The organism is Bradyrhizobium stylosanthis (assembly GCF_001641335.1).
Classification (GTDB): domain Bacteria; phylum Pseudomonadota; class Alphaproteobacteria; order Rhizobiales; family Xanthobacteraceae; genus Bradyrhizobium; species Bradyrhizobium stylosanthis.
This window is the reverse complement of sequence record NZ_LVEM01000003.1, coordinates 53,126-66,290: the sequence shown is the minus strand read 5'-3', so window position 1 is coordinate 66,290 and position 13,165 is coordinate 53,126. Positions and strand designations below refer to the sequence as shown.

The window sequence follows — 13,165 nt, the reverse complement described above, 5'->3', positions numbered from 1 at the left end:
GCGGCAGTCTGGATTGCTTCGCTGCGCTCGCAATGACGATGTGGAGCGAGGGCGCGCGGCAATTCGCTCCGTGCCTCGGACGCAGCGCAGCGTCCCTTTGACGGTGCGCCATGTTGCGATGGAGACTGCGGCGTTTGGGTCCCGGCTCTGTGCAGCAACGCTGGCGCGCTGCAGGGCGTCCGGGACACGAGCGAGAGAGATTTGCGTCCCCTTACGAGAAGAACGCGATCTTCTCGGCCTGGGTCATGCGGCGGATCGGCGCGAGCGGGTCGTTGGCCGGCGCGCGGGGCTTTTGCAGGATGCCGCTGGCGAGGATGGTGGCGCCGAGCGAGGCCTCGGGGAGCGGCGAGGGCATGGGCAGCGCCGCAGCGGGCGCCGCGGCGAACGTTGCCGTGGCCGCCATGGCAGGCGCCGGCTGCTCCATCACTTCGGCGGCGGCTTCCGCGATGGCGTCGGTGAGGCGCGCGAGCGAGTCCATCGCGATCGGTGCGTCGGCGGCCGGCTCTTCCGCGATGGTCGCGGCAATGGGCTGCGGCGCAGCCGGCTCGGCGAGCTCGGCGGCAATCGGGGCTTCGACCGCCACTGCGGCCGCAGGCTCCGGACTTGAGTCCAGACTTGGCTCCGGGCTTGCAACGGCCATCTCGACCGGCTCGATGATTTCGTCGAACTCCGGATCGGGCGCGGCCATCTCCAGCGCGATGGCCTCGAGGATGGCTTCGTCCTCGGCCTCCGCAGCAGCGTCGAGCGAAAACGCGTCGCTGACATCGGCGATGGCGGCGGGCTCGGCGGCCGGCTCCGCAGCAACAGTCTCCTCGACCGCGATGGTCTCGACCGCCGCCGCGTCGAACGCGATCTCGCTGTCCGCCACAGCCTCCGGCGCGACGGTCGCGTCCATGGCCTGCTCGGCCATTGCGAAGGCCTCGGTCGTGCCGGCTTCCTCTGTGGCGGCTTCTGGCTCGGAGGTCGCTGCGACCTCCTGCGGCATCTCCGTAAAAGCCACGGGTGCTTCGCTCGTCATCGCGGCGGGCGCGGCCTCGACAGGCGCAGCTTCCGCGACGGGTGGCGGTGATTCCTGTGCAGGCGCGGGCGAGGAACGCTCAGCCTGCGGCACAGCGCCGCCCTCGGTCTGCTCGATCCGTTCCCTGAGCAAATCGAATGCGGCCTTGAGCTCGACGCGGGGGTCGATGGTCGAAATCTGCCCGCACGCCGACTCGATCGAGGCGAGCTGCGAATCAATGAGGTCGCAGATTCGCCCGTCGGCGCCGATCTCGCGCCAGCGCCAGGAGATCTCCTTGATGATGCGCACGCCGCGCGGGATCGGCGCGAGGCTCGCCTCCATCGCGGCGGGATCGAACGCTGCGATCGCGATCGTCTCGGCCTCGCGGATGGCGCGGCGGATCTCGATCAGTGCCTGGGGCAGGCGGTCCTCGACGACGGGTTGTCGCTGTGCCGCAAGGGTTTCTTCGATTTTGGCGACCGCATCGAGCACCATGCGGGTGTCCGCATTGCGGTTGCGCTTGGCATATTCGCCGAGGAACCAGCGGCCGCGCGCGGTCTCCATGAAGGCTTCGCGGATCGCGTCGTAATCCTGCTCGTTCGGCTCGGCCGCGCGGGCAGACATGGGCGAAAGGGCGAATGCTTCGTTGGCCATGACAATCTCGTCGCGCAAATCAGTGCGCGTTACTGTAACGATCACCACGATATCGACCGAATCGCAATTGGTTTGATGCAGACCGAATCACAAATCCCCACGCCAGCATCGGCGAAGCGGCGATTCGCCGTCAGTCTGGCGCTGTTCTATTCGGCCGTCTTCGCGGTCTCCGGCACGCATCTGCCGTTCTTTCCGGTCTGGCTGAAGGCGATCGGCATCGACGCGGCCTGGATCGGCCTCATCAACGCGCTGCCGGCGATCACGCGCTTCACGACGCTGCCGCAAGTGACCGCCTTTGCCGAAAAGCGGCACGCCATTCGCGCCGCCATGATGGTGTCGGTGCTGGCGACCGCGATCGGCTTCACGGCCGTGGGCCTGCAGCAGCAGCCGCTGGCGCTGTTCCTGATCTACGCGCTGACCTGCATGATGTGGACGCCGACGATGCCGCTGACCGATGCTTATGCGCTGCGCGGCGTCGCGCGCTACGGGCTCGATTACGGCCCCTTGAGGCTGTGGGGCTCGGCGGCGTTCGCGGCGGGCTCGCTCGCCTGCGGCTATCTCGTCGACGTCATCGCGGCGCGCGAGCTGATCTGGGTCATCGTCGCCTGGGCGGTCGTTGCCATCCTCGCTAGCCTGCTGCTGCAGCCGCTCGACGACATCAGGCGCAAGAGCGCAGGGGCGCGTGCCGACACCGCGCTGCTGCGCGACGCCGGCTTCTGGGCGGTCATCGCCTCGGCTGCGCTGATCCAGGGCAGCCACGTCGCCTACTACACCTTCTCGGCGATCAACTGGCAGCTCCATGGCATCAGCGGGCTGACCATTGCGGGGCTGTGGACGCTCGGCGTGATCGCCGAGATCGTCGTGTTCGCGCTGTCGCCGCGCTTCTCGCTGCATCCGTCCACGATGATTGCGATCGGCGGCCTGAGCGCCGTCGTGCGCTGGGTCGTCACCGCCAGCGAGCCGCCGCTCGCGCTGCTCGCGATCGTGCAGCTCGGCCACGGCCTCAGCTTCGGCATGACCATCGTCGGCACGATGAACCTGCTGGTGCAGCGCGTGCCCTCGCATCAGATCGCGCGCGGGCAGGGCTATTATGCCGCCTGCAACGGCCTCTTGGGCGCTGCGACCTCGATCGCGTCAGGCGCGATCTATGCCCGCATCGGCGACAGCCTCTACTACGTGATGGCCGCGATGGCGGCTGCCGGTGCGCTCGTGATCTGGTCGGCGCGGCATCGGCTGAAGGCTCAGCCCCAGAGCGAGGCGTCCGGCGGATAGACCAGGCTGTCGTCATAGCGCAGGGCGTGATCGCGGTCGCGCGCCAGCAGCAGCGGGCCGTCGAGATCGACGAAGCGCGCCTGCGGCGTCACCAGCATGGCGGGCGCCATCGACAGCGAGGTCGCCACCATGCAGCCGATCATGATCTCGAAGCCGAGCGCCTGCGCGGCGTCCGCCATCGCCAATGCCTCGGTGAGCCCGCCGGTCTTGTCGAGCTTGATGTTCACCGCGTCGTAGCGCTCGCGGAGCGGGGCCAGCGAGTTGCGGTCATGCACGCTCTCGTCGGCGCAGACCACCAGCGGTCGCCTGATCCGCGCCAGGGCGTCGTCCTTGCCCGCCGGCAGCGGCTGCTCGACCAGGGTGACGCCGACGGCGTCGCAGGCGGCGAGGTTCGCTTCCAGATTGGCCTCGGTCCAGGATTCGTTGGCGTCCACGATCAGCTCGGATTCGGGGGCTGCCTTGCGCACCGCCGCGATCCGCTCCGGATCGCCATCGCCGCCGAGCTTGATCTTGAGCAGCGGCCTGTGCGCGGCTTTGGCCGTTGCGGCGGCCATGGCCTCGGGGGTCCCTAACGAGATCGTGTAGGCGGTGGTGCGCTCGCCGGGCAGGGGACGGCCGAGCAGGTTCCAGGCCCGGAGGCCGGCCGCCTTGGCTTCGAGGTCGATCAGGGCGCAATCCAGCGCGTTGCGGGCCGCGCCGGGGGGCATGGCGGCCTGCAGGGCCTGCCGGGTCATGCCGCCGGCCACGGCTCCCTGCATGGCCTCGATGGCTGCTAGGGTCGCCTCGGGGGTCTCGCCATAGCGGGGATAGGGCACGCATTCGCCGCGGCCGGTGAGGCCGTCCAGGCTCACTTCGGCTACGACGGTCACGGCCTCGGTCTTGGCGCCCCGGCTGATCGTGAAACTGCCGGCAATGGGAAAGCGCTCGATTCGCGCCAGAAGGGCCGGAACTTTGCTGGAAGTCATTTTGAACTCTGGCGAAATCTGAACCTGCTAGTTACCTCTAGCAACTAACGTTAACCAGTTGGGGATACCTTCTCTGGGTAAGGGCGCGTGCGCAACTATCTGATTTTCTCCGCCCCGGTACGGGAGCGGACAACTTGAGCAGCGATCCGAAGCTGGAGCGGATTGCGAAGGGCAACGCGCTGGCACTCTGCGCCACCGGAACCTGGACCGCGAGCTTTGCGCCGGTCCTGGAGCGAATGGTGGCGGACGCCGAGAAGCTCGCCGGCAGCCCCCAAAGCATCTTCATCGACGTCTCCGAGGTCGCCAAGCTCGACACCTTCGGCGCCTGGCTGATCGAACGGCTGCGCCGCAGCCTGACGCATGGGGCGGTCGAGGCACAGATCGCGGGGCTCTCGGCCAATTATTCGAGCCTCGTCGACGAGGTGCGGCGGGTCAGGGCGACCCCCGTGGTCGAGACCTCGACGGTCACCATCACCGGCATGCTGGAGCAGATCGGCCGGGCCGTGGCCGGCGTCGGCGGCACCGTGGCCGGCCTGATCGACATGCTCGGTGCGGTGCTCGCGGCGGGCTTCCGCGTGCTGATCCATCCCCGTTCGTTCCGCCTGACCTCGACCGTGCACCACATGGAGCAGGTCTGCTGGCGCGCGGTGCCGATCATCGTGCTGATCACCTTCCTGATCGGCTGCATCATCGCCCAGCAAGGCATCTTCCATTTCCGCCGCTTCGGCGCCGACATCTTCGTGGTCGACATGCTCGGCGTGCTGGTCCTGCGCGAGATCGGCGTGCTGCTGGTTGCGATCATGGTCGCGGGCCGCTCGGGCAGCGCCTACACCGCCGAGCTCGGCTCGATGAAGATGCGCGAGGAGATCGACGCGCTGCGCACGATGGGGTTCGACCCGATCGAGGTGCTGGTGCTGCCGCGCATGCTGGCGCTGGTGCTGGCGCTGCCGATCCTCGCCTTCCTCGGCGCCATGGCCGCGCTCTATGGCGGCGGTCTCGTCGCCTGGCTCTATGGCGGCGTCGATCCCGAGGCCTTCCTGCTGCGCCTGCGCGATGCCATCTCGATCGACCATTTCATCGTCGGCATCGTGAAAGCACCTGTCATGGCTGCGGTGATCGGCATCGTCGCCTGCGTCGAAGGCCTCGCCGTGCAGGGCAGCGCGGAATCGCTAGGACAGCACACCACCGCGTCGGTGGTGAAGGGCATCTTCTTCGTCATCGTCATGGACGGCGTGTTCGCCATCTTCTTCGCCTCGATCGGGATGTGACGATGGCTGGTGAAATTCAAAACCCCATCATCCGCGTCCGCGACATCACCGTGCAGTTCGGCGCGACGCGCGTGCTCGACGGTCTCAATCTCGACGTCAAGCGCGGTGAGATCCTGGGATTTGTCGGCCCGTCGGGCGCGGGCAAGTCCGTGTTGACGCGCACCATCATCGGTCTGGTACCGAAGGTCGCGGGCTCCATCGAAGTGTTCGGCGTCGACCTCGATTCCTCGAACACCTCGCAGCGCCGCAATGTCGAACGGCGCTGGGGAGTGCTGTTCCAGCAGGGCGCGCTGTTCTCCTCGCTGACCGTGCGGCAGAACATCCAGTTTCCGATGCGCGAATATCTTCGCGTCTCGCAGCGGCTGATGGACGAGATCACCATGGCCAAGCTGACCATGGTCGGGCTCAAGCCCGAAGTTGCCGACCGTTTCCCCTCGGAGCTGTCGGGCGGCATGATCAAGCGCGTCGCGCTGGCGCGCGCGCTGTCGCTCGATCCCGACCTCGTATTCCTGGACGAGCCGACCTCGGGCCTCGATCCGATCGGCGCCGGCGATTTCGACGAGCTGGTGCGGACCCTCCAGCGCACTTTGGGGCTGACGGTTTTCATGGTAACCCACGACCTCGACAGCCTTTACACCGCTTGCGACCGCATCGCCGTTTTAGGGAACGGTAAGATCATTGCGGCAGGGTCGATCGCCGACATGCAGGCCTCGCAGCATCCCTGGCTGAGGCAGTATTTCCATGGCAAGCGCGCCCGCGCGGTCATGGGTTAGTAGCTGGGTTGAGTAGCCGGAGCACCTGATGGAAACGCGGGCGAATTACGTATTGATCGGATCCTTCACGCTGGCGGTGATCGCCGCGGCGATCGGCTTCGTGCTCTGGTTCCAGTCGCTGCACACGACCAAGCAGCGCAGCCCGCTGCGCGTCGTGTTCGAGGGGCCGGCGGCGGGCCTGCGCAACGGCGGCAGCGTCAACTTCAACGGTATCCGGGTGGGTGAGGTGGTCTCGGTGAAGCTGGACAACCCGCGGCGGGTTGTCGCACTCGCCATGATCGAGAACAACGCCCCGATCCGCAAGGACACCCTGGTCGGCCTCGAATTCCAGGGCCTGACCGGCGTCGCCGCGATCTCGCTTAAGGGCGGCGAGGAGGCGGCCGCCCCGCCACCGCTCGACCAGGACGGCATCCCGACGCTGACGGCCGATCCCAACAAGCTGCAGGACGTCACCGAGGCGATCCGCGGCACGCTGCAGAACATCAACAAGATCGTCGCCGACAATCAGGAGTCGGTGAAGAACTCGCTGAAGAATCTCGAGACCTTCACCAACTCGCTGGCGCGCAACTCCGAGAAGATCGACGGCGTGATGGCCAAGGTCGACGGCGTCATGCTCAAGGCTGACAGCCTCATGCTCGGCCTCAACACGCTGGCCGGCGGCAAGGACGGCGGCGAGCTGTTCCAGGCGGTGAAGTCGATCCGCGAGCTCGCCGACGATTTCGACAAGCGCTCCGGTGCGTTGATGGCCGACGGCCGTCGCACGCTCGGCGACATCAGCCGCGCCGTGAACAATTTCGACCGCAACCCGACCCGCGTGCTGTTCGGCGCCAGCAACTCATCGCAAGCCGCCCCGCCGCCCGAGCCGCCGAAGCCGGCGGCGACGCCGCCCAGGCGGCAGCAGTAACGCACTCTCCTCCGTCATTGCGAGCGTAGCGAAGCAATCCAGATTGTCTCTATCGAGGCAGTCGGGATTGCTTCGTTGCCTGCGTAAGACTGCTACGCAATCTTGTCGCGGATTGCTCGCAACGACGGAGTGCGCGGCGGGCCATGGCGATACGAAAGTATGGGGGGTGGCCGAGCCAAGGTAGGGGGAGGGGCTGGCCGTCTTTGTCCGCTATATCGCGCTCAAGTCGCGCCCACGCAAAGGCGTCGACTTCACTCACATGGGGAGGAGAGCGTGATACGTCTGTTACTGTTGTTGCCGTTCATCGGCCTGATGATCGTGCCGTTCTACAATATCCGGGAGCCCTATCTGTTCGGCTTCCCGTTCTTCTATTGGTACCAGCTCGCCTGGGTGCCCCTGACCTCGCTCCTCACCTACATCGTCTACAGGAGCGTGCGCCGTGCTGACTAATGTAGATAGCGCGGCATTCGCCGTATTCCTCGCTCTTTTCGTCCTCGTCACGGGCATGGGCTTCGTCGCCTCGCGCTGGCGCAAGCCGGAGACGCTCGCCCATCTCGACGAGTGGGGCCTCGGGGGCCGCAAGTTCGGGACCTGGATCACCTGGTTCCTGGTCGGCGGCGATTTCTACACCGCCTACACCGTGATCGCCGTTCCGGCCCTGGTCTATGCAGTCGGCGCCTACGGCTTCTTTGCGTTGCCCTACACCATCATCGTTTATCCCTTCGTGTTCGCGGTGATGCCGGTGCTGTGGAAGGTTGCCAAGGAGCGCGGCTACGTCACCGCGGGCGACGTCGTACGCGGCGCCTACGGATCGCGCGGGCTCGAGCTTGCGGTCGCCGCGACCGGTGTGCTGGCGACGATGCCTTACATCGCGCTCCAGCTGATCGGCATGGAGGTCGCGATCAAGGCGCTCGGCCTTCACGGCGAGGTGCCGCTCGTGCTCGCCTTCCTGGTGCTGGCGCTCTACACCTATTCGTCGGGCCTGCGCGCGCCGGCGCTGATCGCCTTCGTCAAGGACATCATGATCTACATCGTGGTGATCGCAGCGATCGCGATCGTGCCGTCCAAGCTCGGTGGCTACGGTGAGATCTTCACCGCGGCGGACGCGGCCTTCGCCAAGAAAGGCACAGGCGGCATCCTGCTGTCGCCGGCGCAGATCGTGCCCTATGCCTCGTTGGCGCTGGGCTCGGCGCTCGCCGCGTTCATGTACCCGCACACGCTGACCGGCATCTTCGCCTCCTCGGGCGGCAATACCATCCGCAAGAACGCGATGTTGCTGCCGGCCTACACGCTGCTGCTCGGCCTGCTCGCGCTGCTGGGCTACATGGGCCATGCGGCGGGGCTGAAGCTCGCGAGCAACAACGACGTCGTGCCGGAGCTGTTCAAGACGCTGTTTCCGAGCTGGTTCGCGGGCTTTGCCTTCGCCGCGATCGCGATCGGCGCGCTCGTGCCGGCCGCCGTCATGAGCATCGGCGCGGCCAACCTGTTCACCCGCAATTTCTGGAAGGTGTGGGTCGATCCGAAGGTGACGCCGGCAGGTGAGGCGAAGGTCGCCAAGATCACCTCCATGCTGGTGAAGGTCGGTGCGCTGCTCGCCATCCTCCTGATGCCGACGCAGTTCGCGCTCGACCTGCAGCTGCTCGGGGGCCTCTGGATCCTGCAGACGCTGCCGGCGCTGGTGTTCGGTCTCTATCTGAACTGGTTCTCGAGCTCGGCGCTTCTGGCCGGCTGGGCCGTCGGCCTCGCGGGTGGATCGTGGCTCGCCTGGTCGGACGGATTGAAGCCGCTGCACAGCATGGACCTCGGCGCGGGTCCGGTCGCGGTCTACACCGGTCTGTTGGCGCTCGCGCTCAACATCGTGGTGGCCGTCGTGGTCAACCTCGTGCTCAAGCGCGCACCGCAGCAACGGCTGTCCCGCGAGGCGGCTGAGTGACTGTGATCGGCGGCCGGGAAATCGCTTCGGCCGCCGCTCGTCTCCGCATTGAAATGGCCTTTCATGCAGTTGAAAACGCTATAGTATCCGCCCGCGATCCGGCCCCGCTCGTCGCCGGCGGATCGGATGGTCTCGGGTGAGGATATCTTGCAGGCGTGGTTCGTTCTTGCGGTCGCTGCCGGCTATGTGACCACGCTGTTCCTGGTGGCCTGGTGGGGCGACCGGCGGAGCGCCGGAGGCGCGCTGGTGTCGCCGAGCTCCGCGACGGCCGCGATCAGCTATTGCCTGACGCTTGCGGTCTACAACACGTCGTGGAGCTTTTACGGATCCGTCGGACGCGCGGCCACCAGCGGGCTGGACTTTGCCACGATCTATATCGGTCCGACGCTGGTGCTGCTGTTCGGCCAGAAGCTCCTGTCCAAGGTGATCGCGATCGCCAAGGCGCAGAACGTTACCTCGATCGCGGACTTCATCGCCGCGCGCTACGGCAAGAGCCAGGTGCTCGCGGCCTTCGTGACGCTCGCGTCGCTGCTGGGCGTGCTTCCCTATATCGCGCTTCAGCTCAAGGCGGTCGGCAAGAGTTTCGACTATCTGATCCTGCAGCCCGAGCGCGCCGGCGGTGAGACATTGAGGTTCTGGCAGGACTCGGCGTTCGGCGTGGCAGCGTCGATGGCGCTGTTCGCGATCGTGTTCGGCGTCCGGCATGTCCATGCCAGCGAGCATCATCGCGGGCTCATGCTCGCGATCGCGTTCGAGAGCGTCGTCAAGCTGCTGGCGTTTCTCATCGTCGCACTTTTCGTGCTGTTCGGGCTATCAGGCGGGCCGGCTGCGCTGTTGTCGCAGCTGCAATCCGAGCCGCAACTGGCGGGCATTCTGACCTTCGATCCGGCGCAGCCGGTGTGGCCTGCGACGATCATCATCTCAGCCATCGCTTTCCTGTGCCTGCCGCAGGCGTTCCACGTCGCCGTCGTCGAGAATGAGAGCCCGAACCACACGCGCACCGCCGCGTGGCTCTATCCGGCCTATCTTGCGCTGTTCAGCCTGCTGATCCTGCCGATCGCTGCAGCCGGGCTGACCCGGTTCGGCGCGATGATGGACCCCGACACCTACGTCATCTCCCTGCCGATCGCGGCGGATGCGGGCACTGTCAGCCTGATCGCCTTCCTCGGCGGTCTGTCGGCCGCAACCGGCATGGTCATCATGACGTCCGTCGCACTCAGCACCATGCTCTGCAACGACGTCATCATGCCGCTGCTGTTGCGCTCGCGCGTGTTCGGGCCGCGCGCGCAGAGCCGCCCGATGACGTCGGTGCTCGTGGCGGTGCGGCGGCTCTCGATCCTCGGCATCCTGCTGCTCGCCTATCTGATGCACCGCCTTGTCAACCAGTCCTATCCGCTCACCGTGATCGGCCTCCTGTCGTTCGTCGCGGTAGCCCAGTTCGGTCCGGCGTTCGTCGGAGGGCTGTTCTGGCCGCGCGCCAACAAGGCCGGCGCCTCGATCGGGATCGCGGCCGGCTTCTTCATCTGGGCCTATACGCTGCTGCTTCCCTCGGCCGCGCCGCTCTGGCCGGGGATTGCGGAGATCGTTCGCCAGGGCCCCTGGCAGCTCGCCTGGCTCAAGCCCAACGCGCTGTTCGGTCTCGAAGGGGTCGATCCGATCTCGCACGCCACGCTCTGGAGCCTCGGGGCCAACCTCGTCTGCTTCGTGATGTTCTCGATGCTCGGACGGCAATCGACCGTCGAGCGCAACCAGGCCGCCGCGTTCGCCGATGGCGTCGTCCGCGAGTCGATCCCGAAACTGTCCTCGCGCGTGGTGGTCGGGCTGAACGATCTCCGTGCGCTGGCGCTGCGCTTCGTCGGCGCCGAGCGCGGCGCCGCGGCCTTCGACAATTATCTGGCGGCCCGTGTCGCAGGTGCCGGGCCGCGCCTCGATCCGTCGGGGCTCGTCGATCTCGACGCGATCCGGTTCACCGAGAACCTGCTCGCCGGCGCGATCGGCGCGGCTTCGGCGCGGGTGGTGATCGCGGCCTCGCTGGAAGGGCATTCGCTGTCGCGGCGGGCGGCGATGGCGATGCTCGACGAGGCCTCCGAAGCGTTGCGCTTCAACCGCAGCCTGTTGCAGAGCACTCTCGAGAGCGTGCCGCAGGGCATCTGCGCGTTCGATGCCGAGTTCAATATCACGGCATGGAACGGCCGCTTCATCGCGCTGCTGGATCTGCCGCCGGATTTCGTGCGCGTGGGGCTTCCGCTCGCGGACCTCATCGTCTTCAACGTCGAGCGCGGCGAATATGCCGCCTCCGAATTCGCCGCGCTGCTGGTCAACCGTGACGTCGCCAGGCAAAGCTGGCCGTATCTTTATGAGCGCAAGCGGCCCGACGGCACGGTGCTCGAGATCGTCTATGACCGCACCGCCGAGGGCGGTTACGTCTCGACCTATACCGACGTGACCGAGCGCCACCGTGCCGCCGAAGCCTTGCGGCGCGCCAATGAGGGACTCGAGCTGCGCGTCCGCGAGCGGACAGAGGCGCTCGAACAGGCGAAGGCCGAAGCCGAGCAGGCCAATCTCGGCAAGACCCGCTTCCTGGCGGCGGCAAGCCACGACCTGCTGCAGCCGCTGAATGCGGCCCGTCTGTTCCTGTCGGCACTCGACGAGAGTCTGCACGCCGCCTCGCGCGCCGGCGATGCCGGCAAGGAGCGCACCCTCGCGACCAGCGCGATCACGGCGCTGCGCTCGACCGAGCACGTGCTCGACAGGCTGCTCGACATATCCTCCTACGATGCCGGCGCCGTTCGCGCCGAGATATCCGACTTCCCGATCGCGGATATGCTGGCGCAACTGAACGTCGAGTTCTCGGCGATGGCGCGCGAACGCGGGCTCGTTCTGCGCGTCGTCGATTGCCGCCTCGCGGTGCGCAGCGATCCGCATCTCCTGCGCCGGATCCTGCAGAACCTGCTGTCGAACGCACTTCGCTACACGCCCGGGGGGCGCATCCTGCTGGGCTGCCGGCGGCGCGGCGGCGGCCTGCGCATCGAGGTCTGGGACACCGGCGTCGGAATCGCTGCCGAGGACCAGAAGCGCATCTTCGAGGAGTTCCAGCGCCTCGCGCCCGGGGCGGCAAAGGGATTGGGCCTCGGGCTCGCCATCGTCGAGCGTGTGTCGCGGTTGCTCGACCACGCCGTCGACGTCCGCTCGCGTCCGGGACATGGCTCGTGCTTTGCCGTCACGGTGCCGCTTGCTCCCGGGCCGGGCCGTCCGCTTCAACGCAATCCCGTGATGACCGCGCCAGCGGCGCCGGAGCGGCCGCTGACGATCCTGTGCCTGGACAATGATGCGGCGATCCTCGAGGGCCTGACGGCGCTGCTCGGCGGCTGGGGACATCGCGTGCTGGTCGCAGCCGATGCAGCGGAGGCGATGGAAGCGGCCACCGCCGCCCCACCCGATATCGTGCTGCTCGACTACCATCTCGATGGCGACCGCAACGGCTTGGACTTTCTCGACGATCTAAGGCAGAAGTCGGGGCGCGACGTCCGCGCGCTGGTCGTCACCGGCGATCGCAGTGAAGCGATGCGCAAGGAGGCGCGGGGGCGCGGCTGCGAGGTCCTGTCGAAGCCGGTCAAGCCGGCGGCGCTGCGGCGTTTCCTCGGCGGCGAAGCCCTGAGCCGGCAGTTCGGGACCAAACAGAGGACTCCCTGACAATGCGCATCCTGATCGGCGACGACCATCCGCTGGTGCAGGCCGCGTTGCGCAGCGCGCTGTCGAGCGTGTTGCCCGATCTCGACATCGTCGCCTGCCAGTCGCTGGACGAGGCGATCGGCGTCCTGACGGTCCAGTCGGACGACATCGACCTGATCCTCTGGGACCTGACCATGCCGGGCATCCAGGGGTTTGCCGCGCTGTTCATCCTCTCGGCCCAGTTCCCGACGGTGCCGGTGGCGATCATCTCGGCGCGGCAGGACGCCGCCACGATCCGCCGCGCCATCGCCTACGGCGCATCCGGCTACATTCCGAAATCGCTCGGCCTGCCGGAGATGGCGGAGGCGATCACGAAGATCCTCGCAGGCGAGATCTGGATGCCTCCCAATGTCGGCGGCCGCGGCTCGATCCAGAGCTCCGATGTCGAGCTCGCCGCGCGAATGGCCACGCTGTCGGCGCAGCAGCTGCGCATTCTCGCGATGATCGTGGAGGGCAAGCTCAACAAGCAGATCGCTGGCGAGCTCGACATCGCCGAGCAGACCGTGAAAGGCCACGTCTCGACGATCCTGCGCAAGCTCGGCGTCGGTTCGCGCACCCAGGCCGCGGTGCTGGCCGAGCGGCTGTCGTTCGCCCAACCCGGCGGCAATTGAGCCAGGGACATCCAAACAAAAACGGAGGCCGTGAGGCCTCCGTTTTCTATTCGTGT

Annotated in this window: 10 protein-coding genes; 8 read left to right on the top strand and 2 right to left on the bottom strand. The window is 67.0% G+C overall.

Features of this window, described 5'->3' with window-relative positions:
* Positions 1–211: 211 nt before the first annotated feature.
* On the bottom strand, positions 212–1,651 hold the full coding sequence (locus A7X65_RS20115) for a hypothetical protein (protein WP_063687934.1): 1,440 nt from the start codon (positions 1,649–1,651) through the stop codon (positions 212–214).
* A 75-nt stretch (positions 1,652–1,726) separates the two neighbouring features.
* On the opposite strand from A7X65_RS20115, the gene A7X65_RS20110 reads away from it, so the two are divergent.
* The gene (locus tag A7X65_RS20110; RefSeq protein ID WP_063687932.1) at positions 1,727–2,923 is read left to right on the top strand and encodes an MFS transporter; all 1,197 of its coding nucleotides are present in this window, start codon (positions 1,727–1,729) and stop codon (positions 2,921–2,923) included.
* Here A7X65_RS20110 and dgcA read toward each other — a convergent pair.
* Positions 2,893–3,888 (bottom strand): N-acetyl-D-Glu racemase DgcA, encoded by a 996-nt coding sequence (gene dgcA / locus A7X65_RS20105; RefSeq protein ID WP_063687930.1) that lies wholly within the window; start codon positions 3,886–3,888, stop codon positions 2,893–2,895. The genes A7X65_RS20110 and dgcA overlap by 31 nt on opposite strands.
* A 134-nt stretch (positions 3,889–4,022) precedes the next feature.
* On the opposite strand from dgcA, the gene A7X65_RS20100 reads away from it, so the two are divergent.
* The 7 genes from A7X65_RS20100 (at position 4,023) to A7X65_RS20070 (ending at position 13,109) form a co-directional block, all read left to right on the top strand.
* The gene (locus A7X65_RS20100; RefSeq protein ID WP_063687928.1) at positions 4,023–5,156 is read left to right on the top strand and encodes an MlaE family ABC transporter permease; all 1,134 of its coding nucleotides are present in this window, start codon (positions 4,023–4,025) and stop codon (positions 5,154–5,156) included.
* A gap of 2 nt (positions 5,157–5,158) precedes the next feature.
* Positions 5,159–5,929, top strand: coding sequence for an ABC transporter ATP-binding protein (locus A7X65_RS20095; RefSeq protein ID WP_063687926.1), 771 nt, complete (start codon positions 5,159–5,161; stop codon positions 5,927–5,929).
* Between the two features lie 28 nt (positions 5,930–5,957).
* Entirely contained in the window at positions 5,958–6,833 is an 876-nt protein-coding gene (locus tag A7X65_RS20090; protein ID WP_063687924.1) for an MlaD family protein, read from the top strand.
* A 273-nt stretch (positions 6,834–7,106) separates the two neighbouring features.
* Entirely contained in the window at positions 7,107–7,283 is a 177-nt protein-coding gene (locus A7X65_RS20085; protein ID WP_063687922.1) for a DUF3311 domain-containing protein, read from the top strand.
* Positions 7,273–8,766, top strand: a complete 1,494-nt coding sequence (mctP, locus tag A7X65_RS20080; RefSeq protein ID WP_063687920.1) for a monocarboxylate uptake permease MctP — start codon at positions 7,273–7,275, stop codon at positions 8,764–8,766. The genes A7X65_RS20085 and mctP overlap by 11 nt, the downstream gene beginning before the upstream one ends.
* 147 nt (positions 8,767–8,913) lie before the next feature.
* Positions 8,914–12,459, top strand: a complete 3,546-nt coding sequence (locus A7X65_RS20075; RefSeq protein WP_063690617.1) for a hybrid sensor histidine kinase/response regulator — start codon at positions 8,914–8,916, stop codon at positions 12,457–12,459.
* Positions 12,456–13,109, top strand: a complete 654-nt coding sequence (locus tag A7X65_RS20070) for a response regulator (RefSeq protein WP_082885008.1) — start codon at positions 12,456–12,458, stop codon at positions 13,107–13,109. Before A7X65_RS20075 ends, A7X65_RS20070 begins: the two co-directional genes overlap by 4 nt.
* Positions 13,110–13,165: the final 56 nt, after the last annotated feature.

Excerpts from the sequence above, each read along its gene's own strand:
- A7X65_RS20115 (WP_063687934.1), bottom strand. The coding sequence starts at position 1,651 with ATGGCCAACGAAGCATTCGCCCTTTCGCCCATGTCTGCCCGCGCGGCC.
- A7X65_RS20110 (WP_063687932.1), top strand. The coding sequence starts at position 1,727 with ATGCAGACCGAATCACAAATCCCCACGCCAGCATCGGCGAAGCGGCGA.
- dgcA (WP_063687930.1), bottom strand. The coding sequence starts at position 3,888 with ATGACTTCCAGCAAAGTTCCGGCCCTTCTGGCGCGAATCGAGCGCTTT.
- A7X65_RS20095 (WP_063687926.1), top strand. The coding sequence starts at position 5,159 with ATGGCTGGTGAAATTCAAAACCCCATCATCCGCGTCCGCGACATCACC.
- A7X65_RS20090 (WP_063687924.1), top strand. The coding sequence starts at position 5,958 with ATGGAAACGCGGGCGAATTACGTATTGATCGGATCCTTCACGCTGGCG.